Source organism: Stenotrophomonas sp. Steno-C17 (genome assembly GCF_056393165.1).
Window position 1 is genome coordinate 1 of the sequence record NZ_JBWJPD010000023.1, and the last position, 22,803, is coordinate 22,803.

A 22,803-nucleotide genomic window follows, 5' to 3' on the forward strand; every position below is an offset into this window, starting at 1 on the left:
CAGGCCGTTGGAGAACACGTCCAGGGCCTTGGCGCTGACCCACCCCTGTGCGCAGGAGGGCGATGCAGGCTGGCAGCTCTGCCTACGGTCGCGCTGCAGGTGCTGGATCGGCCGGTCGCCATAGGTGCTGCACAGCGGACTGCCTGCGCTGCAGGCCGCAACGGTGCTGGCCGGCACCGATGTCACGAAGTAGTACTGCGGGTTCTGCCCTGTGCGACCAATGGCCTGCACGCAGACCAGTTGGCCCTGCGCGAACCGTGCCGTCGCCACCGCCTTGCTGCCGGTACTGGGCACGCGATCGAGCGCGTCGGCGCCCTTGGCGTCGGCGACACCGGCAAAGAAGCCCTGCGCACCGCACCCGGGCGACAGCTCGACGTCATAGAAATCGCCACTGGCGATGTCACCGGCGGTACATCCCTTGCCGGCCCTGGCATCCGTGCACTGCACGCCGGTGGCCTGCACCAGCGCGGCAACGGGGTCCACCGCCGGCGATGCAGCCGAGGCCTGCAAGGACAGCAACGCGCCGGCCAGGGCAATGCAGAAACCGGCCGAACGACGCAGCGATGGCAGAGGTGCGAGGGTCATGATCAGTCCTTTGGGTTCGATGACGGCGGTGATCGCGCCCCGATCAGGGGGCGGTGGGAGCGGCCAGGCGCTGCTGCAGATCTTCGCGCAGGCGCGACAGTTCAACCTCGGCCTGCTGGCGCTGCTGCATGCCTTCGCGATGGATGCTGCGCACTTCTTCCACGGTGGCGATCAACTGGTCGTGCACGTGGCGCAGGGTGGCCACGTCGATTACCCCGCGCTGGTTGCTGCGCGCGGTATCGACCGAGGCCTGGCGCAGCAGGTCGGCATTGCGCCGCATCATTTCGTTGGTCGCATCGTCGATCGAGTTGGCCAGTTCCGCCGCGTTCTTCTGCTCGCCCAGCGACAGCTGGATGGCGAACTGGCGCTTCCACGAGGGAATGGTGATCTCGCGCACCGTGTTGAACTTTTCGATCAACTGCAATGCGTTGGCCTGGATCAGGCGGATCATCGGCAGCGACTGATCGGCGGCATGCTGCATCAGCAGCAGGTCGGACACGCGCTTTTCGATCAGACGGATCGCGTTGTCGATCTCGCTCTGGCGGATGCGCTGCTGCGGGTCGTCGCTGCCCTGCCCAGCCAGCTGCTCGGCCTGCAGTTCGGCCAGCCGCTGCTTGCCCGCCGCGGCATACAGGCCCAGCGCATGACGCTCCTCGCGCACGATGTCGTGCATGCGATCGAACTCGCCCACGCGCTTGTTCATCAGCGCCTGCTGCATGCCGACATCGCCCAGCAGCTGCTCGATCTGCGCATTGGTGTCACTGAACTTCTGCACCAGCTCGCCCTTGGAGGATCGCAGGCGGTCGATCAGGCCGCCGATGATCGGCACCTTCGAGCGCTGGGAGAAGCCGTCCAGTTTCAGGCTGCGTGCAATGCGCACGACCTCGCCCAGTTTCTCGCCGCTGGCGTCCAGATCGCGGTTGCGCACCTGGTCCAGCAGTTGGCTGGAAAACGCCGCGGTGCGGGTGGCGGCTTCACGCCCGAACACCTGCAGGTTGCCGGGGCGCAGGTCGTCCAGTTCCTGGCGGATCTGTGCGATGCGCGGCAGGTCGTCCGCCACCAGGCCAAGGGCCTGCAGGGTGCTGTCGTCGATCGTGGCGGGGACGGCAGTGCTCGGCACGAGGCCGCTGTTGCTGTGGCTGTCCTGGGTCATGGGGCAGTCTCCTTGCAGATGGTAATGCGGCAGCGGCGGCCGGCTCAGCGCAGTCTAGCCTGAGCGGCGGCCACTTCGTGGTCGATCTGTGCCTGCAGGTCGGCGGCCTGCGCGACCTGCGTGGTACGGGCCTGCGCATGGTCGGCCAACGCCGCCTGTCGCCAGGCCGGCAGCAGGGTGTCGTGGATATGGGCAAACCGCTGCAGCAGCCCCTGGTCCTGCGCGTTCAACAGCTGCCATTGCCGCGCGTCCATGGCGCGCAGCGCCGACAGGCGCTGCAGGTGATCCACCCGCGCGGCCAGGCCGGCCTGTGCGTGGCCGGGCAACGTGGCCAGCAACGGGCGCGCGGCATCGGCCCATTGCTGCAACGCCTCGGCCGCCGCTTCGGCGTGGGTGATGGCGGCTTCTCGTTGCTGCAGCTGCACGTGCAGCTGCTGCGCCTGCTCGCGCGCCTGCAGCACCAGCACCCCCAACTGCGACTGCAGTTGCTGCGCCTGCGCCTGGCGGGTGACGTCGCGGCCCAGCAGCCGGCCCCACCAGCTCTCCTGCTGGCGCAGCCGTGCCGGGTCGGCCGCCTGAACGGCCAGCGCGATGCGTGCCAGCGCCTGCACCAGGCCGTGTCCATCGCCGACGGCGGCGGCGGGCTCATCGGCCTGCAGCGCGCGCAACAGCGGCGCGCCATAGTCGGCCAGCGCAGTGGCATCGGCGCTGGCAGGCAACTGCGGCGTGGGCAGGTGCGGGGTCACGGCAGCGGCGGTGGCCGCGGCGTATCGTCGGCGCCGGTGTCCGGCGGCAGTGATTCGCCATAGAAGTGGCGCATCAGCGCTTCGTCCAGCGCGCGCTCTTCCGGCGTGGAAGCACGGCGCACGCGCGGCCGCCGACGCAGGTCGGCCACCGGCTCGGACTGCACCTGCTGCCGCGCCCAGCCGGCAAATGCCGCCAGGGTCTGCGACAACTGCAGCTGCTGTTCCTGCGACGCTGCCAGCACCTGCAGCAAGGGCGCCAGGCCAGCCTGCAGGTCTTCGGCCAGCGGGGCTGACTGCACCACGGTCGGCGCGCTGGTTGGCACTGCCGCGGGGCGCGCCTCGGCCAGGCGCTGCAGCGCGTCCAGCAGGGCCGGCCACGGTGCCGGCTCGGCCGGCGGCGCCGGGGCCTGCACGGGCGCCGGCGGCGGCAACTGCAGTGCGCTGGCAATGTCGGCCAACTGCGCCACCACGCGCCCACCGACGTCGCCTTCATCGGCGCCCATGGCCTTGTTGCGCAGGAAATCACGCTTGATCTGCGCCCAGCGCTGCGCCTGTGCGTCATCCAGCACGCCACGCAGTTCGCCCAGCTTCAACAGGTTCTCTTCGGCACCGGTGGTCAGCAGCTGCGCCTCGCCCAGGTAATGGTCGGAAATCAGCTGCTGCAGCTCTTCCTCGTTCATCACCGGCGAGATCTTCTCGGCCAGCTTGTTCATGTTGCGATAGCTGCCCTGCAGCCGGAACGGCGGCTCGGTGCGGTAGCGATCATCCTGCGCGGCACTGGCGATGTACTGCTGGTTGACCCGGTAGACCACGTCGCGCACCCGCAGCATGCGCTGCAGGGTGGCGGTGATCTCATTGACCTCGGCGCCGCTGTAGGCGTGGCTGAGACCGTTGGTGGACACGTCCTTGCCCATCGCGCGATCGACCAGCAGGTAGAGGTCGGCCATGTCCCGGGTCGCCAGCGGTGCCAGCACCGGATTGGAGGTAAGGCTGTTCTCGATGTAGCTGAGCGTGAACGCTGCCTCCATGCCGCCCAGCACGTCGCCCAGGTTGTAGATGTCGGCGCGGTTGGCCAGCATGTCCGGAATCTTGAACACCTCGCCGGACTCGGTATACGGGTTGCCGGCCATCACCACGCAGAACTTCTTGCCGCGCATGTCATAGGTGCGGGTCCTGCCGCGCCACACGCCCTCGATGCGGCGCGTGCCATCGCACAACGAAATGAATTTCTGCAGGAACTCCGGATGGGTGTGCTGGATGTCATCGACATACAGCATGGTGTTGTTGCCCATCTCCAGCGCCAGGTTCAGCTTCTCCAGTTCCTGCCGCGAGGTGGCATCGGGCGCCTGCTGCGGATCGAGCGAGCGCACTTCATGGCCCAGCGCCGGTCCGTTGATCTTCATGAAAACCAGGCCCAGGCGATGCGCCACGTATTCCATCAGCGTGGTCTTGCCGTAACCTGGCGGCGAAATCATCATCAGCAGGCCCATCAGGTCGCTGCGCTTGTTTTCGCCCACCGTGCCCATCTGCTTGGCCAGGTTGTCACCGATCACGCCGAGATAGACGTCGTTGATCAACTTGTTGCGCACGAACGAGGACAGCGGTCGCGGTTTGAATTCGGACAGGCGCAGGGTGTCGCGTTCGCGGGTGATGATGCCCTGGCGCACGCTCTGGTAGGCATGGAAGGACGGCACGAAGCGCTGCAGGTGGTGCTGCAGGCGCGATTGGAAATCGTCCAGCGTCAGCACCAGGGTGCCGCCGTGGATGCGCGGATGCTCGCCCAGCAGCCCCTTCACTTCCGCGCGCAGGACGGCCTCGCTGGCTCGCGTGCGCAGTTGCCGCTGCACCAGCAGCAATGCCGCAGCCTCGTCCACGTAACCGGCGTGCGCGGCCTGCGCCGGCAGGCCCGCCAATGCACGCAGCCACTGCCCGGCGAGCGCCCAGCGCGTGGCCAGCGGGTCCTGGCTGCGCTGCAGTGCGCGCTCGAACGCCTCGCGCTGTCCGGCCTGTTCCAACTGCTGGGACAACGCGTCCAGCAGGGCCTGCGCGTGGCGGCTGATGCTGAACACCGGCTCGCCATTGCGCAGTTCATCGGCCAGGTAGGACGCGGCGTCGGCGGCCATGTCGGCGTCGAACGGAAGGCCGTGTGCCTGTGCGTGGTCATGCAGGGACTGCGCCATTTCCGCGCGCAGCGCCTGCCGCCCTTCGTCCGAACCGAACAGGCGGGCAATGGTGTCTGCGCCGGCCTGGCGGCTGGGCCACTGCGCCACGGCATCCTGCCGCTGCTGCGCGGCCCAGAACAACAGGGCCAGCGCGCGCACGCGCGGCGCATGCCGCAGCGGACCGGCGGCCTGCTGCAGCGGCAGCAGCGCGCGCAGGATCAGTGCGGCGTCATGGTCATGGATGCCGCGCTCGTAGCCCTCGCGGTAGCGCGGCGCGGCGAACGCACGCACGCGCTGGTCCAGCGCATCCGGTTCGGCGGCATCGTGCAGCAGCTGCGGCAGATCCAGGCCGTCGTGCCCCGCTTCGGCGGCGCGCAGCAGGCAGCCGGCCAGGTACTCACCGCGATAGATGGCTTCGGATTCCGAGTCCAAGGTGACCGGCCAGAATGGCTTCAGCGCGTCCAGTTCCGGGTCGTGCAGGGTTTCCAGGAAATCGGTGCCGGTCAGATGGATGGCCAGCGTATCGCCGCGCGGCAGCAGGGTCAGGTCAAGCGCCTGGGTGTTCACGCTGAAGCGATGGCGCGGGCCCAGCCGCACGACATTGCCGCCGGCTTCGTACAGGTCGCTGCGATCCCGCAACTGGCGCACCGCCTGGTCGCGCACGCCCTTCAGGCGGGCCTCGATGTCGTCGGCCTTCACGTTGTCGCGCAGCGCGCGCAGGCGCTCGGCCAGTTCGCGCAGCTTGAGGATCAGCGGATCGCCGGCGAAGAAGGCGTTCAGTTCGTCGGCGCTGGCGAAGCGTTCGGTGCGCTTGGCCAGGCCGTCGAGGATGCGATTGGCCGCGTCGAGCACCGAGCGCGCCTTGCGCTGGCGGTCATCCAGCAGCGCTTGCTTGTGCGTGTCGAAGGCCTCAACCAGCTCTTCGCGCTTGCTCAGGATGTCGCCGAGGAACTGCTCATGCTCGCCGAACTGGCTTTCCAGTTCTTCCAGCTGCACCAGCAGGCGCGACAGCTGGTCATCGGCCTTTTCCGGATCGCTGGCCATGGCCAACGCGCTGGTGATCGACTGCGAGAACAGCGCGAACTGCGCGGCAAACTGCGCCACTGATTCGGCGCTGCCCAGGGTCTTCCTGCGCTGTTCGGCGCGGGCGCGGGCCTGGTTCAAGCGGCCATACAGGGTGGAAATGGCTTCCACCACGCGCGTGCGCGCGGTGGCGTCGTCCACCTTCAGCCCGGCCATCAGCTGCGACAGCATGTCCAGGTCGGCGGCCATGTCGCGCAGCCCCTGCAGCTGCTCGTCCAGCTGGCGCGCACTGGCGGCCTGCTGGGCGGCGTCGTCCAGCGCCTGCAGGCGCGCAGCCAGCGGTGCCAGCGCCGCGTCGCCGGCCAGGAAGCTGCCGGTGGCCGCGCCGACCCGCTCGTGCGCCTGCACCAGCTCGGCGCCCATGGCCTCGATGCGGTCGGTGTCGATGTAGCGCAGTTCGCGCAGGGTCAACAGGCGACCACGCAGCGCGGTGATCGCGTTCAACGCCTCGACGAAGGCCTGCACTTCGTTCCAGTTTTCCGGCTGCAGCCGGCCCAGCAGTGCCTTGTACGCGGCCTCCGCTTCGGCCATGGCCTGCGCCGACTGCTGGCGGATCGACTGCACTTTCTCGTATTCGTCCAGCACCGATTCGCCGGTGGCGCTGATCTGCCGCAGCAGCGCTTCGGCGCCGTCGCAGGCCTCGTCGCCCAGCCAGTGGTGGGCGTCGAACAGCCTGCGGGTGTCGGCCACCAGGCGCTGGTAGCGCTGCACCGACACGTCCTGGCCGTCGATCTCGCGCGCCAGGTTGAACAGGTTGGAGATGCCGCGCACCAGTTCGGCATTGCCGATGCGGCCCATGAAGGTGTTGCCCGGCGGCCGGCTGGCGGCGAACTCGTCACTGCTGAACGGCGTCTGCCAGACCTGCATCGGATGGATGCGGGTGGGTTCGGTGCCTTCGGCATGGAACAGCACCATGCGCCCATCCTGCATGAACGCGTAGCCATGGCCGAACACCGGGTTCTGCAGCACGCGCTGGATGGTGTTGTACACGAACAGGGCCGAACGGCCGCCTTCGCGCTCATAGAAGATGTACAGCACGTCTTCGCCGTTGGGCGAGCGGATGCTGCGCTTGAACTGCATGCCGGCCATCGAGGCGTCGAACGCCTTGTGCTCACCGCCCTGCAGGTAATAGCCGCCAGGGAAGATCACGCCGTGGTCTTCGGGCAGCTGCACGCAGGCCTGCACGATGGCATCGTTGCGTACGATCGCACCGGTGAGCGTGTTGTAGATCAGCCCGCGCCACAGCGTTTCGCGGTACGGCAGGACTTTCAGCAGCAGCAGCGAACCGACCCGGGCAAACTCGAACTGCGCATCGTCCAGTGACTGGGTGCTGTCTTCCACCGGCTCGCTGTAGATGCCCTGCCCGGTCTCGGTATTGTTTTCCACCTTGATGGTCAGGTCGCCACCGGTGGTTTCCACGAACAGCGTGTCGAGGATGTTCAGGTGCGAGTGGCGGCCATTCACGGCCAGGTCGCGGGTGGCCTTGGTCCACTCGAAATCGAACGGCGGCGGCAGGGCGATGTCCCGCTCTCCACGCGCGTCCAGGTAGGTCAGCTCGCCCTCGCTGGACAGCGCCCAGCGGAACACGCGCACATCGCTGCTGCGTTCACCGATCTGGAACGAAGCCAGCAGCTTGTCACCCACCACGATCAGCTGCAGCAGCCGCGCGTGCTTGTAGTAGGCGTACAGCTCGTTGAAGTCATGCACGAAGCCGGGCTGGTCGAGGAAGCTGCCTTTCAGCTCCAGCGTGGCCACGTCGTAGCCATCGGGCCCCTGCACCAGGCGATACAGGCCGAACACATCCTCGATGCGGGTCTGGGTCTTCAGCCCGATGAACACGTTGTAGCCGAACAGCAGGCGATCGGGGCCGACCTGCACGATGTCACGGCCGACGCAGTTGTTCTCGCTGCGGATGCGGAAGCGACCAACCACCTCAAGGCGGCTGTCGCCGAACTCGGCCAGGCGCTGCTGGTTCAGTGTTTCGGCCAGCGTCTGCAGGCGCTGGCCCTGTTCGACCAGGCGACGGCGCAGGACTTCGTAGGCACCGCCCTGGGCGACGGCCTGGTCGACGGTGTCGGCCACCGCCGCGGTGGCGCTGTCGGCGGTTGAATTCGTTTCAGACATCAGCAGGCTTCCCGCTCACGGATGGACGGCCGCTGCGGCGGCCGTCGTGGACGTGCGGTGGCCATGACGGCCACCGCGCGGTGCATCAACGGGCGCTGTCGACCACGGTGGCCGACACGCTCGGCACCGCGTCGGCGTCCTCGGCAATCTGCCGCGGTGCCGGCTCGGCCACGGCCACGCCCAGGTAGCGCTGCATCAGTTCCTGCACGATCGGGCTCTTGCCGGCAAAGCCTTCGATCGACTTGCCCAGCGAAACGGCCTTGACCAGGTTCTCGAACATGCCGCCGTCGCCGCCGACCAGATCGATGTCGGCGTTGCGCAGCGCGCTGGCGATGACGTTGGCGTTCTCGCGCGATACTTCCTTGCCCGCCTCGATCGAGGCCAGCGACTGCTTCAGGCTGTTGTCCAGCATCATGCGGAACTCTTCGTGGCCACGCGCCTGGTCGCTGAGCGAGGCAATGGCTTCGAACTTGCGCACCAGGCCTTCGGCCTCGGCCAGCAGCTTCTTCTGCACCACGCCGGCCTCGGCATTGCCCAGCGATTCGGTGGCGGTGGCACGGGCCAGGCCCATCTTCTCCTCGCCCTGCGCCTGTGCCTGCAGCGTCTCGGCCAGCACGCGCGCCTCGTTGCTGCCCTGCTTCAGGGTGGCATCGGCCTTGGCCTCGATCACGCGGGCCTCGGCAATGCCGACCTTCTCGATGGCCAGCGCCGAGGCTTCGCGCACCTGTGCTTCGGCCAGGCCGGGTGCGGCCTGTTCGGCGCGGAATGCATCGGCCAACAGGCGCTTGGCTTCGGCCTGCTTGCCAGCGGCTTCGTGCTCGGCCTGGGCCAGGGTGGTCAGCTCCACTGCGCGGTGCTTGGAGGCGGTTTCGCGTGCCTGCGCTTCCTTCACTTCGCGCACCAGCGCTTCCTGCGCCTTGGCTTCGGCCTCCAGGATCAGCACCTGCTTCTGGCGGTCGGCTTCGGACACTTCGCGCACTTCCTTGATGCGCTCCTCTTCCTGGGCCACGGTCTTGTCGATGGAGATGCGTTCGCGGGTGATGTTGGCCACGTCCATCTTGCCCTGCTCGACCACCTTGTCACGCTCCACGCCCTGCAGCTGCACTTCGCGGTCGGTGGTGACCTGTTCCAGCTGGCGGGCGCGTTCCACGCGCTCGGCCTCGATGGCCACGGCACGCTGGCGGTTCTGTTCGGCCACTTCCACTTCGCGCAGGCGGTTCTGGTCGCGGATCTCGATCAGCTGCTGCGCTTCGATGCGTGCGTTCTCGGACAGCTGGCGCTGTTCTTCCTGCACCTTGGCGGTCTCGGCTTCCTCGCGCGCACGGATGGTTTCGATTTCGCGCTTCTGCCGGGCTTCGGCCTCGGCCTGCTGGCGTTCCAGGGCCAGCAGCGCCTCGCGGGCTTCCACGTTCTTCTTGGTAATGGCGAGCTTTTCGTTCTGTTCCAGCTCGTTGGTCACCACGTTCTGCGCAGCGGTCAGCTCGGTGATCTTGCGGATGCCCTGCGCATCGAGGATGTTGAACTGGTCCAGCAGCGCCTTCGGCGTCTGTTCCAGGTAATCGATGGCCACGTCTTCCAGCACATAGCCGTTCAGGTCGTTGCCGATCACCGCGATGATCTCGTCGCGGAATTCCTGGCGCTTCTCGAACAGTTCGGTGAAGTCGAACTTCTTGCCGACCGTCTTCAGCGCCTCGGAGAACTTGGCATTGAACAGTTCGTCCACCGCGTGTTTGTCGGAGGCACGGTCGGCACCGATGGCCTTGGCCACGCGCAGCACGTCGGCCTGGGTTTCGTTCACCCGCAGGTAGAAGGCCACGGCGATGTCGGCGCGCATGTTGTCGCGGCAGATCAGGCCCTCCTTGCCGCGGCGGTCGATCTGCAGGGTGATCAGGCTGATGCGCATCAGCTCGGCGCGGTAGAGCACCGGAATGATGAGCGCGCCGGTGAAGTGCACCTTGGGCGTGGAGCTCATGTCGTTGACGATCAGGGCCACGCCCTGGTCAACCTTGCGGTAGAACGCCTTGAACAGGCCTGCCAGGCCGAGCAGGCCCACCACGGCGGTGATCAGGATGATCAGGAACGGGGCCGCGCCACTGAAACTCATGGGTGATTCTCCTTGTTGCCCGGAAGCAGGTTGTCCTGGAAATCGAGGGCGACCGCATCGGCGCGGACTACCCGGTAGTAGTGCTGCTCGGCCACGTGCTCGACCAGCACGATGCGCTCGCCACGCTGCAGTTCGATGTCGCTGCGCACCTGCAGGACCAGCCCCGCCCCGCCGTCGTCGACGGTGGCATGGCCACTGCGCGCATCCACTTTCGGCGAGGCGACCACGCCAAGCCGGCCCAGCAGCGATGCCTGCGGCACCGGCTGCAGGCGCAGCAGGAAGCGGCGGATCGGGCGCAGCAGCAGGGCGGTGAGTGGCACGCCTGGCAGCGGCGCCAGCAGGGCCACGCCGGTGCCGATGGTCCAGCGCAGCAGGTCCGGCAACGGCAGCAGCAGATAGAGGTGGACGAAATAGGTCAGTACCCAGCCGAACAAGGCAAGCAGGGTGACCACCACCATGACCGGCACCCCGCCCAGGCCGAAGCGCTGCAGCAGGGCGGACAGGCCATGCAGATCGGTGCCGCCGTCGAGCGCGCCATCGGCGCCGAGATCGCCGAACCCGTCATCGACCAGGCCAAAGGCGGCAAGCCCCCAATACACCAGCGCCACCGACAGCACCACGCTGTACGGCAGGGTCGGGTAACCGAACACTACGGTCAGGAACTCCTGCATCGCTTGCCTTCCAGGGCTGTGGGCGCGATACGCCCGTTCGGACACCGCCGGTGGCGGCCCCGTCGATCCCCGCCACGGCCCTCATGGCCGCAGCGTTCCCTTTTATCCTATGTGAAGAGGACGTGCAGGGACAAATGTGAAGACCTCGGGCGGCGGCCGTTGCGGCCGCGCCCCGGCTGGCGGGATCAGTCCAACACCGTGCAGTCGGCGCTGCGGACTTCTTCCACGAAGGTCCGCATCTTGTAGCCGTCTTTGATGCCCGGCTCGACTTCGATGCCGCTGGATACGTCAACGCCCCATGGCAGGGTGGCCAGCACGGCCTCTTTCACGTTGTCTGGGGTCAGCCCCCCGGCCAGCAGGAAGGGCCGGTGCAGGCCGGTAGGAATGCGCGCCCAGTCGAACGCCACGCCGGTGCCGCCGCCGCCGCCCGGCGCATGGCTGTCGAACAGGAAGCCCGCCGCACTGGGGTAACGCAGTTGCAGCGTGCGTGCGTTGACCTCCTCACGGCCGCCCATGGCGATGGCCTTCAGATACGGCATGTTGAAGCTGCGGCAGAAGCTTTCGTCTTCCTCGCCATGGAACTGCAGCAGGGTCGGTCGCACCGTGCGCAGGACCTCGCGTACCTCTTCCTTGCTGTTGTTGCGGAACAGCGCCACCACATCAACCATCGGCGCGATCGCCTGGCGCATCGCCCGGGCCTCGGCGGGGGCCACGCGGCGGCTGCTTTCACGGGCGAAGATGAACCCCACCGCATCGACGCCCAGTTCACCGGCCAGGCGCACGTCGCCGGCGCGGGTCATGCCACAGAACTTGATGCGGGTGCGGTAGTACGAGCGGCTCATAGAGTGACCTCGGCGGGCAGGTGCCAGTTGTCGGGGTACAGTGGCCCCAGGAACACCAGTCCCTGCGGGGGAGCGGTGGGCCCGGCCACGGTGCGGTCGCGTCCGGCCAGCAGTTCGGCGATCCATTCCACGGGTTTTTCGCCGCTGCCGACCAGGATCAGCGAACCGACGATATTGCGAACCATGTGATGAAGGAATGCATTGCCCTGCACCGCCACCTCGATCACCTCGCCCTGGCGGCTGACCTGCAGCGACTGCAGCTCACGCCGCGCATGCAGGGCCTGACACTGCACCGAGCGGAACGCACTGAAGTCGTTCTCGCCCAGCAGGGCCTGTCCGGCCTGGTGCATCAGCCCGGCATCCAGCGCACGGCGCTCCCAACTCAGCGTCTGCCGGTCCAGGGCCGGGCGCACTTCGCGGTTCAGCAGCCGGTAGCGATAGCGCCGGGCCCGGGCCGAGAAGCGGGCGTGGAAATCGTCGGCCACCGGCACGCACCAGCGCACGGCGATCGAGCGCGGCAGGCGGGTAGTGGTGCCCAGCATCCAGGCGCGAGGGTCGCGCACGACCTCGGTATCAAAATGGACCACCTGGCACTGGCCGTGCACGCCGGCGTCGGTACGCCCGGCACAGACCACCTGCAGCGGCGCGTCGGCGACCGATGACAGGGCCTGTTCCAGGCTGGCCTGCACGCTGGGACCACCTTCGCCCAGGTTCTGCCAGCCCCTGAAATCGCTGCCGTCATATTCGACGCCAAGCGCGTAACGCATGTGCTACCTCGATCTTGCCTTGGGGGTGGCGGTCAGGCCGGGTCTCGCTCGGACCAGACCGCCAGTTCGTTGCCGCCCGGTTCGATGAACTGGAAGCGGCTGCCGCCGGGGAAGGAAAACACCTCGCGCACGATGCGGCCGCCGGCCTGCTGTACCGCGCTCTGCACCGGCAGCAGCTGGTCGGCATAGAGCACCAGCAGCGGCGCACCGGTGCTGGCCTGCTGCGGTGTTGCGCGGAAGAAGCCGCCCTGCAGGCGGCCATCGTCGAAGGCGGTGTAATCGCTGCCGTAATCGACGAACGACCAGCCGAACACCGTCTCGAAGAACGCACGGCTGGCGGCGGGATCGCTGGAAGCGAATTCAACGTAGTCGATGCGGTGTTCGCGGCTCATGGCAGGTTCCGTCACGTGGATTCAGTCCAATCGGGCCAGCAGTTCACGCGCCTGCGTCTGGCAATGCAGGTCGCCCTGCTCGGCCACTTCCTGCAGCAGGGTGCGCGCGGTCTGCGCGTCGCCCAGATCCAGATAGGCGATGGCCAGTTCCAGCCGCTCCTGGCCGGGGCGTGGCACCCAGTCGTGCGCTTCGGACGGCTGCGGTTCGGGCAGTTCACCCTCGGTCTGGTGCGCGTCTGCCGCCTGCGCATCGTCATGTGCTTCGGCCGGAAGATCGAACACGCCACGGAACTGCGGCTGCTGTTCGGCGTGCAGCGCGTAGTCGGGCACACCCACGGCCTCTGTTGCCGATGCGTCCGCAACCACCGGCGCGGGCTCGGCTTCCGGTTCCGGCGCCTCCCACTGCGGCGGCAGGTCCACGTCGGCCGGCACCTCGTCTTCGGGCGCGCCAGCAGGCGCGATGACCTCGAATGCCTGGGCGCGCGGCGGGTCGGTGTCGGCCGTGGTGGCCCACTCCGGCATCGCCGGTTCCTGACGGCCTTCGCCCGGCGCAGTGGATGCCCACGCTGACTGCTCGGCCAGGGTATCGAGCGCGGCACCGGCAGGCACGGCTGCGGCCAAGGCCGTGGCGTCACCTTCGTCACGCAGCGGCGGCAGGGGCGAGGGCTTGCGCCGGCGCATCAACCACGCGGCACCGGCCACGATCAGCAGCAACGGCAGGCCCAGCCAGTACCAGGGCGTGCCGGCACTGGCGGCCTCCGGCGGCTGCACCAGGCGCTGCTGGGCGGCGGCCAGATCGTTGTCCTTCAGCGCGATCAGCGACTGCTGCTGGTCTTTCAGCTTTTCCAGTTCGGCCACGCGCTGCTTCAGCTCGCCGATCTCTGCATCGCGGGTGGCGATGTCTTCCTTGGCCTGGCGCAGTTGTTCATTGCCGAGCATGTCACCCTCGCTGCCGGCCGCAGTGCCGGTGGTTGTGCCCGCATGCGCGGCGTCGGCCGCCAGCGCAGGAGCGATCTCAAGACGTGCGCCAGTGGCGGCTGCCGGTGCGGCCGACGCCGTGGTGGCGACCGCTGCGGGCGCACCGGCCGGCTGCGGCACGGTGCGTGCCTGCCGCCATTGCGCCGCATGTTCGCGCAGCATCGCTGCCGCTTCGGCGGCATCGACCGCAGCCAGCGTGGCCTGGTCCGGCACGCGCAGCACCGCGCCCTGCTTGAGCAGGTTGGCGTTGCCGCGGATGAAGGCCTCGGGGTTGGCGCGCAGCAACGCGATCATGGCGCGGTCGCGGCTGACCTGGTTGCCCCGCGCGACGGCGTCGGCAATCTGCGAGAGGGTCTGGCCGTGCTGCACGGTCACGCTGCCTGCGGCGACCACCGGTGCAGGGGCAGGCGCGCGTGGTGGGGTCGGGCGTGCGGCGCCGGTCGACGGCTTGGCGGGCGCGGTGGGGGCCGCCACGGCCGCGACCGGTGCGGCGGTGTCACGCGTGATCGTGTCCGGCAGCATGCCTGCCGGCGCCACGATTTCCGGCTCGGCCACGGCCAAGGCGCTGGACGGCGCATCCACCAGCGCCGAGTACTCGCGCACCAGCCGGCCCTGGCCCCAGTCGGCCTCGATCAGGAAACTCAGCGACGGGGTCTCGACCGGGGTCTGCGAGGTCACCCGCACCACCGCCCTGCCCTGCGCGTTGGTGGTCAGTTCGAACTGCAGCTCGCTGACCAGCCCGGTTGGCCGCTGCAGGCCCACCCGTTCGAAGGTGACCGGCGACGCCAGGGCCACCCGCAGGTTTTCCAGTTCGGAGGGGTCGGCCGATACCACCGGGATCTCGGCCAGCAGGGGCTGGCCCGGGCGCGACAGTACGCGGATGTCGCCCAGCCCCAGGGCCATGGCCGAACTGCTGGCCAGGGCCAGCAGCGCCGCGGAAAGATAGGTGAGCGGGCGTCGTGCGCCCTTGGCCCGTTTGTTCATGGGCGACACTATAAAGCGTGCGGACCAAGGTCCGCACCCACCGGGTGAGGCAGTCCGTGCGGACCAAGGTCCGCACCCACCACATACGGCGGGCCGCGCCTGCCGGGTGGGGCGATGCCCCGTAGAGTCGAGCTTGCTCGACTGCCTTCGAAGCAGTCGAGCAAGAAGAAGCAGTCGAGCGTGGCTCGACTCTACAGAAGCAGGAGTCAGCGCTGTTCGGCGGCGACCAGTTCGGCCAGCTGCACGGCGTTCAGGGCAGCGCCCTTGCGCACGTTGTCCGACACGATCCACAGGTTCAGACCCCGCGGGTGCGACAGGTCTTCACGGATGCGGCCGACGTACACCGCATCGGTGCCCGACGCATGGGTGACCGGGGTCGGGTACCCGCCCGCTTCATGGCGATCCACCACTTCCACGCCTGGCGACTGTTCCAGCAGCGCGCGCGCTTCGGCCACGGTGACCTTGTCGCGGGTTTCGATCGCCACCGATTCGGAGTGGCCGTAGAACACCGGCACGCGCACCGCGGTCGGGTTCACCAGGATGCTCTGGTCGCCGAGGATCTTGCGGGTCTCCCAGACCAGCTTCATTTCTTCCTTGGTGAAGCCGTTGTCCTGGAAATCGTCGATGTGCGGAATCAGGTTGAAGGCGATCTGCACCGGGAAACGCTGCGGGTCGATCTCCTGGAAGCTGAGCAGCTGGCCGGTCTGCTTGCCCAGCTCTTCCATCGCCGAACGACCACCGCCGGACACCGACTGGTAGGTGGACACGTTGATGCGCTCGATGCCGTACTTGCGGTGCAACGGCGCCAGCGCCACCAGCATCTGCATGGTCGAGCAGTTCGGGTTGGCGATGATGCCGCGCGGACGGTTGCCGACCTGATCGGGGTTGACCTCGGACACCACCAGCGGCACGTCGTCGTCGTAACGGAAGGCCGAGGAGTTATCGATCACCACCGCACCGGCGGCGGCGAACTTCGGTGCGTATTCCTTGGACACGCTGCCGCCGGCCGAGAACAGGGCGATTTCAACGCCGCTGGGATCGAAGGTGGCCAGGTCCTGGATCTTGATCTTCTGGCCTTCGTACTCGACCTCGCCACCGGCCGAGCGCTCGGAGGCGAGCAGGCTCAGGGTGCCGACGGGGAAGCCGCGCTCGGCCAGGATGGACAGCATGGTCTCGCCGACTGCACCGGTGGCGCCGACGATGGCGACGTGGAAGCTGCGTTGTGCATTGCTCATGGGGGAACTCTCACGAAAAACGGGAAGGGGAAAACTCACGCACGACAGCTGGGTTCGGGGAACCTCCTCGGACGGGGCGCGTGGAGGTTCCCTATCGTTTACCGCTTTTTTTACCCAGCACGGCACGCGCGGCCAGGGCCGCGTCGGCGTTGATCGCGCTCGGCATGGCAGTCGGGCTGCCCGACAGGCCCAGGCCCGCCAGCAGGTTGTCCACCGCCAGCTGCACCATCGCCGTGCGCGTGCCCAGCGAGGCGCTGCCGATATGCGGGGTCAGCACCACGTTGCGCAGCGCCAGCAGTTCCGGGCGCACCTTCGGCTCGCCTTCGTAGACATCCAGGCCGGCGGCGGCCAGACGGCCGTTGGCCAAGGCATCGACCAGGGCCAGTTCATCGACGATGCCGCCGCGGGCGATGTTCACCAGCGTGGCCGACGGCTTCATCCTGGCCAGCGCGGCCGCGTCGATGATGTGGTGCGAGGCCGGGGTGTACGGCAGCACGGTGACCAGGTGGTCGGACTGCGCCAGCAGCGTGTCCAGATCGACGTAGGTCGCGCCCAGTGCAGCTTCGGTGTCGGCCGGCAGGCGCGAACGGTTGTGGTACAGCACCTTCATGCCGAACCCGTGCGCGCCGCGCCGGGCAATGCCCTGGCCAATACGGCCCATGCCGAGGATGCCCAGCGTGCTGCCATGGATATCGGCGCCGAGCATGGTCTGGAACGACCACTGCCCCCACTTGCCCTCGCGCAGCCAGCGCTCGGATTCGGTGATGCGACGCGCGGTGGCCATCAGCAGGGCAAAGCCCATGTCGGCGGTGGTTTCGGTCAGCACATCGGGGGTATTGCTGGCCAGGATGCCGGCCGCGCTGAGCGCGTCCACGTCCAGGTTGTTGTAGCCCACGCCGACGTTGGCGATCACCTGCAACTGCGCGGCATCGGCCAGCTGGGCCGCGCCGATGCGCTCGTTGAGGGTGATGATGGCGCCGTCGACCGAGGCCAGTTGCTCGGCGATCTGCTGCGGCGACCAGGCGGTGACGGTTTCGGTGGCGAGCAGCCGCACGTGATCGCGCAGCGGCGCGATGGCCGCGTCGATCAGCGGCTGGCTCACCCATACCGTCGGCCGCGTATCAGCCATCGATCTGCCCGGGAATGCGCGGGGTAATGGTGCCGACGTCGCCACACTGGGCGCGGTGGCGCAGTGCCTGGTCCATCAGCACCAGGGCCATCATGGCCTCGGCGATGGGGGTGGCGCGGATACCGACGCAGGGGTCGTGGCGGCCGGTGGTGACCACTTCCACCACATTGCCGTCGGTATCCAGCGACGGACCCGGCAGGCGCAGGCTGGAGGTAGGCTTCAGCACGATGGAGGCGACCACCGGCTGGCCGGTGGAAATGCCGCCGAGGATGCCGCCGGCATGGTTGCTGGCAAAGCCCTGCGGGGTCAGCAGGTCACGGTGTTCGGTGCCCTTCTGCGCGGCGCTGGCGAAGCCGTCGCCGATCTCCACGCCCTTGACCGCGTTGATGCTCATCAGCGCGGCGGCCAGGTCGCCATCAAGCTTGCCGTAGATGGGTTCGCCCCAGCCCGGCGGCACGTTGTCGGCCACCACGTCCACGCGCGCACCGACCGAATCACCGGACTTGCGCAGCGCGTCCATGTACGCCTCCAGCTGCGGCACCTGTTCGGCGTGCGGCCAGAAGAACGGGTTGTCCTCCACCGCCGACCAGTCGAAACCGGCCGGACGGATATCGCCCAGCTGCGACAGGTAGCCGCGCACGGTTACCCCGAAGCGCTCGGCCAGCCACTTCTTGGCGACCACGCCGGCAGCCACGCGCATGGTGGTTTCCCGCGCCGAGGAGCGCCCGCCACCGCGCGGATCGCGGATGCCGTACTTGTGCCAGTAGCTGTAATCGGCATGGCCCGGCCGGAACTGCTGGCCGATGTTGGCGTAATCCTTGCTGCGCTGGTCGGTGTTGCGGATCAGCAGCGCGATGGGGGTGCCGGTGGTCAGGCCCTGGTACACGCCGGACAGGATCTCGACCTCGTCTGCCTCGCGCCGCGCCGAGGTATGCCGGCTCTTGCCGGTGGCGCGGCGCTGCAGGTCGTGGGCGAATTCGGCCGCATCCAGCGCCAACCCCGGCGGACAGCCATCGATCACGCAGCCGATGGCCGGCCCGTGCGATTCGCCGAACGTGGTGACGGTGAACAGCTTGCCGAACGAATTGGAGCTCACGGGCGCTGCGCCGCCAGTTCGGTGATGCGGGCGCTGTGGGCGATCAGTTCGCGGCATTCGACCGCGAAGATGCCCATCTGGCCGACCTTGAATTCGATCCAGGCGAAGTCGACTTCCGGCAGCAGCTTGATCAGGTGCTGTTCGGACTCGCCCACTTCGCAGATCAGCAGGCCGTCTTCGCTCAGGTGCAGCGGGGCGTCGCGCAGGATCTTCAGCACCAGGTCCAGGCCGTCATCGCCCGCGCGCAGGCCCATTTCCGGCTCGTAGGAGTATTCCTGCGGCAGGGCATCGGTCTCGTCGTTGGTGACGTAGGGCGGATTGGTGACGATCAGGTCGTAGTGGCGACCGGTCAGACCGTTGAACAGGTCCGACTTCAGCAGCGTGACGTTGTGCGCCTGCAGGCGCTCCTTGTTCTCTTCGGCCAGCGACAGCGCGTCGTCGCTCAGGTCCACGCCGTCCACTTCCCAGTTCGGGTAGTAGTGGCCCATGGCGATGGCAATGCAGCCCGAGCCGGTGCACAGGTCCAGCGCGCGGCTGACGTCGCGGCCGGCCAGCCACGGCTCGAAGCCGCACTCGATCAGCTCGGCGATGGGCGAGCGCGGCACCAGGGCGCGCTTGTCACTCTTGAAGCTGAGCCCGGCAAACCAGGCCTCGCCGGTCAGGTAGGCGGCTGGGATGCGTTCGTCGATGCGGCGCTGGAACAGTTCCAGCACGCGCAGCTTCTCTTCCTGCAGCAGGCGCGCCTGGCCGTAGGCCGGGCCCAGGTCATGCGGCAGGTGCAGGCTGTGCAGCACCAGCTGGGTGGCTTCGTCCAGGGCGTTGTCGTAGCTGTGCCCGAAGGTCAGGCCCGCGGCGTTGAAACGGCTGGTGCCGTAGCGGATCAGGTCGATGATCGTGTGGAGTTCGGCGGCCGTTTCAGCGGTCATGGCGGTACTGCGGGCAAAGTGGCCAATGATTATAGGGCTTGCAGCCTGCGCCGGCATCCGTTGCGACGGAAACGATCCGGCCACAGCCGGTATGATGGGGCCCACTTCGCGCGGGGGCCCCCATGTTCAATCGCAACGTCGGCATCATCCTGCTGATCGCCCTGGCCGCGGGCCTGGGCCTGCTGGCTGCCCAGCAGGTCTTCGCGCCGAAGCCGGCGGCCCACCAGCCGGCCACCGAGGCGATCACCCTGTACCCGCAGGCGCGCGCCCTGCCCGACTTCAACCTGGCCCAGTCCGACGGCACCCGCCTGATTCCCGGCGAGCTGAAGGGGCACTGGACGCTGGTGTTCCTGGGCTTCACCTTCTGCCCGGACGTGTGCCCGACCACCCTGGCCGAGCTGGCCGGTGCGCAGAACCAGTGGGAAAGCCTGCCGGATACGCTGCGCCCACGCGTGTTGTTCGTGTCGGTCGACCCGGACCGCGACAACGCCACCCGCCTGGGCGAATACGTGCACGGCTTCCACAAGGACACCCTGGCCGCCAGCGCCGACATTCCCTCGCTGGAGCGCTTTGCCACCTCGCTGGGCTTCGTGTTCCAGAAGGTGCCCGGCAAGCATTTCGACGAGAATCCCGAGGATTACACCGTCGAGCATTCGGCCAGCCTGGCCGTGCTTGACCCGCAGGGCCGCCTTGCCGGCCTGGTGCGGCCCCCGTTCAACGCGCCGGCCATTGCCCGCGACCTGCAGAAGCTGACCGAGAAATCCGCCCCATGAGCCTGACCACCGCCCTGACGTACGCCCTGCCCCACCGCCTGCTGTCTTCGATGGCGCGCTCGCTGGCGTACTCGGACGATCCGCGCGTATCGCGCTGGTTGATCGACACGGTCACCCGCAAGTTCGACGTCAACCTGGACGAAGCGGCCAACCCCGACCCGCGCAGCTACGCCACGTTCAACCAGTTCTTCACCCGTGCACTGAAGCCGGGCGCACGCGTGGCCGATGCCGATCCGCGCCGCCTGGTGATGCCCGCCGACGGCCGCATCAGCCAGCTGGGGAAGATCGAGGCCGGCCGCATTTTCCAGGCCAAGGGCCAGTCGTTCACCGCCGCCGAACTGCTGGGCAGCGCTGAGGACGCCAAGCCGTACAACGATGGCCTGTTCGCCACGGTGTACCTGTCGCCGCGCGACTACCACCGCGTGCACATGCCCTGGACCGGCACCCTGCGCGAAACCGTGCACGTACCGGGCCGTCTGTTCAGCGTGGGCCCGGCGGCAGTGAACGGCGTGCCGCGCCTGTTTGCACGCAACGAGCGCCTGGTCTGCCATTTCGACACCAGCTTCGGACCAATGGTGAGCGTGATGGTGGGTGCGCTGCTGGTGTCGGGCGTGGAAACGGTCTGGAGTGGCGAAGAGATTCCCGCTTACGGCGACCGCATCACCCGCAAGGACTACCGTGGCCAGGGCATCGTGCTGGAGCGCTTCGCCGAGATGGCGCGGTTCAACTACGGCTCGACGGTGATCGTGCTGCTGCCGCCCGGCGTGGCCGAATTCGCCCCGCAGCTGGGCGCGGAAAGCCCGGTGCAGCTGGGCCAGGCGCTGGCAACGCTGCGCTGAGGCCGAAGGGCGCCGAGGCGTCGGCGCCACCGGGGATGCCCGGAATGCCGGGGATGCCGGGGGTGTTCGGAATGGCCGGGATGCTCGGAACGCCCCCGTAGAGTCGAGCTTGCTCGACTGACGTGCGCAGAGCAGTCGAGCAAGCTCGACTCTACGGGGTGAAGCAGTCGAGCAAGCTCGACGCTACTGCAGGGTCGGGGCCGGGCCGACGTCCACGCCGTCGTAGTCTTCAACGCCCAGCTGGCTGGCCAGTGCCGCCAGTTCCTGGTTGCGCAGGTCCAGCGAGGCTTCGTCGTGGACCTCGATACGCTCCACGTGCAGCACGTGGAAGGGCGCATCGCCCTCTTCCGGCTCCTGTTCGAACTGGTCCACCACGGTGTAGCCCTGCTCCTGCAGGCTGGCAGCCAGCGCCTGCAGGCGCTCGGGGGTGGAATGCACGAAATAGTAGCCCCACAGCAGGGGCACGCTGAGATCCCAGTCGGTGTTCTCACGCAGGTTGTCGAACAGGTCGCGGGTGGCTTGCAGGTCCATGCGGTGGGGTCTCCGGGCAGTTACTTGTCGCAGCCCTGCAGCTTCAGGGTCTGGCCCTGGCGCAGGCTGTAGGAAGGGGCCTTCAGGCCATTGGCGCGGGCCAGCACCGGCACGTCGCACTGGAACTTTGCGGCGATGCGGCCCAGGGTCTCGCCCTTGCCGACCTTGTAGCTACGTGCCGGCTTGGCGCGCGGCGCCGGCGCCGGACGCGGTGCGGCCACCGGCGCGCTCGGGGTCGTGGCCACCGGGCTGGCCGCGTTCGGATCGGCCACCGGCACCAGACCGCCCACCGCGACGCTGCCGGTGTAGGTGGTCGCGCTCGGGCGCACGATGGCCGCGTTCAGATCGGCGGTGATGAGCGTACGCGCCAGATCCGCGCGCGGGCCACTGACACAGTTGCGCTGGTACAGGCTGGCAATGCGCGTGGTGGCGTTGATGAGGGTGCCGGCCGGAATCCAGCCATCGGCCTCGTAGCGCGGGTTGAGGTTGCGCAGCGCGCGCATGTAGCCATCGCGGGTGCCGTGGCTGCCCAGGCAGATGGTCAGTTCGTAGATGGTGGTCGACCGGGCCAGCCGCACCGTGGCCGGCTGCGCGTTGATCTTCGGGAACTCCACGCCGTACTGCTGCGGGTGCAGGTAGATCCACGCCGCGGCGATCACCATCGGCACGTAATCCTTGGTTTCCCCGGGGAACTGGTTGTACACACGGTCCACCCAGAAGCTCTGCCCCGGGTTCTCGCGGGCCACGCGGGCGGCGCGGCCTTCGCCGCCGTTGTAGCCGGCCAGCGACAGCTCCACGCTGTTGTTCAGTTCGCGCATGCGCTCGTTGATGTACGTCGCGCTGGCTTCGGCCGCACTGCGCGCATCGAAACGGGTATCGAAGCCGGTACCATCCGGGCCCAGGCCGAAGCGGCGGCCGGTGGCCGGCATGAACTGCATCAGCCCGGCCGCACCGGCGCGCGAGGACGCATGCACGCGGCCATTGGATTCCTTGGCCATGATGCCGAACAGCAGGGCCTCGGGCAGGCCGCGCTTTTCCCATTCCGGCCACATCACCGCACGCAGGTTCTGGTAGTTCTCGTAGGTGGTCATCAGCGCCGGGCGCATGTCGGTCAGCCAACGGCGGATACCGGCCTGCACCGCCGGGTTGTACTCGACCATGTTGTCGAACGCGTGGCGCTTGTCGTTCAGCAGCGCGGCGGCGCGCGCCGCCTCGGGCACATCGGCGGCCAGCGGGCCCACATGGTCCGGGTCGGCCTCCAGGCGGTCGCCGGCATCGGCGGTGGCGTCATCGTCGCTGGCGGCATCGGCATCACGCTTCAGCAGGCGCTTGTAGGTGGCCAGCATGCTGCCCATCTGGCAGCCCTTCTGCTTCACGCATTCGCTGATGACATCTTCCATGTCCTCCAGCGCAGCGTCGGCCTCGTTGCTGCCCTTGGGATCAGCATTGGCCACCAACAGCAGGGCGTCGCCATAGCGCTTCTCGGCCGCGGCCATGCGCTGCTGCAGCGCGTCCACCTTCACCTTGTCCCGCGCCGAAACGCGCTGCGCATGGGCGTCGGGCGCCAGGGAAACCAGGCCAACCAGGGCCAGCAGCGGCCAGGTGCGGGAAATCAGGACAGGAACGGGCATTGGTGGCACTGTGTGCGAAACAGGCAGGCAGAGTAGCGGTGCCGCCAAGGTC

Annotated in this window: 18 protein-coding genes; 2 read left to right on the top strand and 16 right to left on the bottom strand. The window is 68.1% G+C overall.

Annotation, left to right across the window (positions count from 1 at the left end):
- The 14 genes from AC06FA_RS17470 to prmB form a co-directional block, all read right to left on the bottom strand.
- On the bottom strand, positions 1-585 hold a 585-nt coding region (locus tag AC06FA_RS17470), incomplete at its 3' end, for a hypothetical protein (protein WP_478069393.1).
- A 43-nt stretch (positions 586-628) separates the two neighbouring features.
- Positions 629-1,738 (bottom strand): toxic anion resistance protein, encoded by a 1,110-nt coding sequence (locus AC06FA_RS17475; protein WP_478069394.1) that lies wholly within the window; start codon positions 1,736-1,738, stop codon positions 629-631.
- 44 nt (positions 1,739-1,782) lie between these two features.
- On the bottom strand, positions 1,783-2,484 hold the full coding sequence (locus tag AC06FA_RS17480; protein WP_478069395.1) for a hypothetical protein: 702 nt from the start codon (positions 2,482-2,484) through the stop codon (positions 1,783-1,785).
- Complete coding sequence (locus AC06FA_RS17485) at positions 2,481-7,853, bottom strand: DNA repair ATPase (RefSeq protein ID WP_478069396.1); 5,373 nt, start codon at positions 7,851-7,853, stop codon at positions 2,481-2,483. The genes AC06FA_RS17480 and AC06FA_RS17485 overlap by 4 nt, the downstream gene beginning before the upstream one ends.
- 85 nt (positions 7,854-7,938) lie before the next feature.
- Complete coding sequence (locus AC06FA_RS17490) at positions 7,939-9,957, bottom strand: flotillin family protein (protein ID WP_478069397.1); 2,019 nt, start codon at positions 9,955-9,957, stop codon at positions 7,939-7,941.
- Positions 9,954-10,628 carry a hypothetical protein gene (locus tag AC06FA_RS17495; protein ID WP_478069398.1) on the bottom strand — a complete coding sequence of 225 codons (675 nt, stop codon included), beginning with the start codon at positions 10,626-10,628 and terminating at the stop codon, positions 9,954-9,956. Before AC06FA_RS17495 ends, AC06FA_RS17490 begins: the two co-directional genes overlap by 4 nt.
- Positions 10,629-10,813: 185 nt before the next feature.
- Positions 10,814-11,470, bottom strand: a complete 657-nt coding sequence (locus tag AC06FA_RS17500; protein WP_108750241.1) for a phosphoribosylanthranilate isomerase — start codon at positions 11,468-11,470, stop codon at positions 10,814-10,816.
- A complete protein-coding gene (truA, locus tag AC06FA_RS17505) occupies positions 11,467-12,237 on the bottom strand; it encodes a tRNA pseudouridine(38-40) synthase TruA (protein WP_478069399.1) in 771 nt (256 codons plus the stop codon). Before truA ends, AC06FA_RS17500 begins: the two co-directional genes overlap by 4 nt.
- A gap of 32 nt (positions 12,238-12,269) precedes the next feature.
- Positions 12,270-12,629: a VOC family protein gene (locus AC06FA_RS17510; RefSeq protein ID WP_478069400.1), complete on the bottom strand. Its 360-nt coding sequence runs from the start codon at positions 12,627-12,629 to the stop codon at positions 12,270-12,272.
- Between the two features lie 21 nt (positions 12,630-12,650).
- A complete protein-coding gene (locus AC06FA_RS17515) occupies positions 12,651-14,591 on the bottom strand; it encodes a motility hub landmark protein FimV (RefSeq protein ID WP_478069401.1) in 1,941 nt (646 codons plus the stop codon).
- Between the two features lie 206 nt (positions 14,592-14,797).
- Complete coding sequence (locus AC06FA_RS17520) at positions 14,798-15,826, bottom strand: aspartate-semialdehyde dehydrogenase (protein ID WP_478069402.1); 1,029 nt, start codon at positions 15,824-15,826, stop codon at positions 14,798-14,800.
- A 91-nt stretch (positions 15,827-15,917) separates the two neighbouring features.
- The gene (locus tag AC06FA_RS17525; protein ID WP_478069403.1) at positions 15,918-16,955 is read right to left on the bottom strand and encodes a 2-hydroxyacid dehydrogenase; all 1,038 of its coding nucleotides are present in this window, start codon (positions 16,953-16,955) and stop codon (positions 15,918-15,920) included.
- Positions 16,948-18,051, bottom strand: a complete 1,104-nt coding sequence (gene aroC, locus AC06FA_RS17530) for a chorismate synthase (RefSeq protein WP_478069404.1) — start codon at positions 18,049-18,051, stop codon at positions 16,948-16,950. The genes AC06FA_RS17525 and aroC overlap by 8 nt, the downstream gene beginning before the upstream one ends.
- The gene (prmB, locus tag AC06FA_RS17535) at positions 18,048-18,977 is read right to left on the bottom strand and encodes a 50S ribosomal protein L3 N(5)-glutamine methyltransferase (protein WP_108754847.1); all 930 of its coding nucleotides are present in this window, start codon (positions 18,975-18,977) and stop codon (positions 18,048-18,050) included. Before prmB ends, aroC begins: the two co-directional genes overlap by 4 nt.
- Positions 18,978-19,099: 122 nt before the next feature.
- On the opposite strand from prmB, the gene AC06FA_RS17540 reads away from it, so the two are divergent.
- Together AC06FA_RS17540 and asd are read left to right on the top strand one after the other, a co-directional pair.
- Positions 19,100-19,750, top strand: coding sequence for an SCO family protein (locus AC06FA_RS17540; RefSeq protein WP_478069405.1), 651 nt, complete (start codon positions 19,100-19,102; stop codon positions 19,748-19,750).
- Positions 19,747-20,589, top strand: a complete 843-nt coding sequence (gene asd, locus AC06FA_RS17545) for an archaetidylserine decarboxylase (RefSeq protein WP_478069406.1) — start codon at positions 19,747-19,749, stop codon at positions 20,587-20,589. The genes AC06FA_RS17540 and asd overlap by 4 nt, the downstream gene beginning before the upstream one ends.
- A gap of 183 nt (positions 20,590-20,772) precedes the next feature.
- Here asd and AC06FA_RS17550 read toward each other — a convergent pair whose 3' ends face one another.
- Positions 20,773-21,120, bottom strand: a complete 348-nt coding sequence (locus tag AC06FA_RS17550; protein ID WP_478069407.1) for a ribonuclease E inhibitor RraB — start codon at positions 21,118-21,120, stop codon at positions 20,773-20,775.
- Between the two features lie 20 nt (positions 21,121-21,140).
- Positions 21,141-22,751 (bottom strand): transglycosylase SLT domain-containing protein, encoded by a 1,611-nt coding sequence (locus tag AC06FA_RS17555; protein WP_478069408.1) that lies wholly within the window; start codon positions 22,749-22,751, stop codon positions 21,141-21,143.
- Between the last annotated feature and the right edge of the window lie 52 nt (positions 22,752-22,803).

Coding starts and splice junctions, on each gene's coding strand:
- AC06FA_RS17475 (WP_478069394.1), bottom strand. CDS start 1,738: ATGACCCAGGACAGCCACAGCAACAGCGGCCTCGTGCCGAGCACTGCC.
- AC06FA_RS17485 (WP_478069396.1), bottom strand. CDS start 7,853: ATGTCTGAAACGAATTCAACCGCCGACAGCGCCACCGCGGCGGTGGCC.
- AC06FA_RS17490 (WP_478069397.1), bottom strand. CDS start 9,957: ATGAGTTTCAGTGGCGCGGCCCCGTTCCTGATCATCCTGATCACCGCC.
- AC06FA_RS17495 (WP_478069398.1), bottom strand. CDS start 10,628: ATGCAGGAGTTCCTGACCGTAGTGTTCGGTTACCCGACCCTGCCGTAC.
- AC06FA_RS17500 (WP_108750241.1), bottom strand. CDS start 11,470: ATGAGCCGCTCGTACTACCGCACCCGCATCAAGTTCTGTGGCATGACC.
- truA (WP_478069399.1), bottom strand. CDS start 12,237: ATGCGTTACGCGCTTGGCGTCGAATATGACGGCAGCGATTTCAGGGGC.
- AC06FA_RS17510 (WP_478069400.1), bottom strand. CDS start 12,629: ATGAGCCGCGAACACCGCATCGACTACGTTGAATTCGCTTCCAGCGAT.
- AC06FA_RS17515 (WP_478069401.1), bottom strand. CDS start 14,591: ATGAACAAACGGGCCAAGGGCGCACGACGCCCGCTCACCTATCTTTCC.
- AC06FA_RS17520 (WP_478069402.1), bottom strand. CDS start 15,826: ATGAGCAATGCACAACGCAGCTTCCACGTCGCCATCGTCGGCGCCACC.
- AC06FA_RS17525 (WP_478069403.1), bottom strand. CDS start 16,955: ATGGCTGATACGCGGCCGACGGTATGGGTGAGCCAGCCGCTGATCGAC.
- prmB (WP_108754847.1), bottom strand. CDS start 18,977: ATGACCGCTGAAACGGCCGCCGAACTCCACACGATCATCGACCTGATC.
- AC06FA_RS17540 (WP_478069405.1), top strand. CDS start 19,100: ATGTTCAATCGCAACGTCGGCATCATCCTGCTGATCGCCCTGGCCGCG.
- asd (WP_478069406.1), top strand. CDS start 19,747: ATGAGCCTGACCACCGCCCTGACGTACGCCCTGCCCCACCGCCTGCTG.
- AC06FA_RS17550 (WP_478069407.1), bottom strand. CDS start 21,120: ATGGACCTGCAAGCCACCCGCGACCTGTTCGACAACCTGCGTGAGAAC.
- AC06FA_RS17555 (WP_478069408.1), bottom strand. CDS start 22,751: ATGCCCGTTCCTGTCCTGATTTCCCGCACCTGGCCGCTGCTGGCCCTG.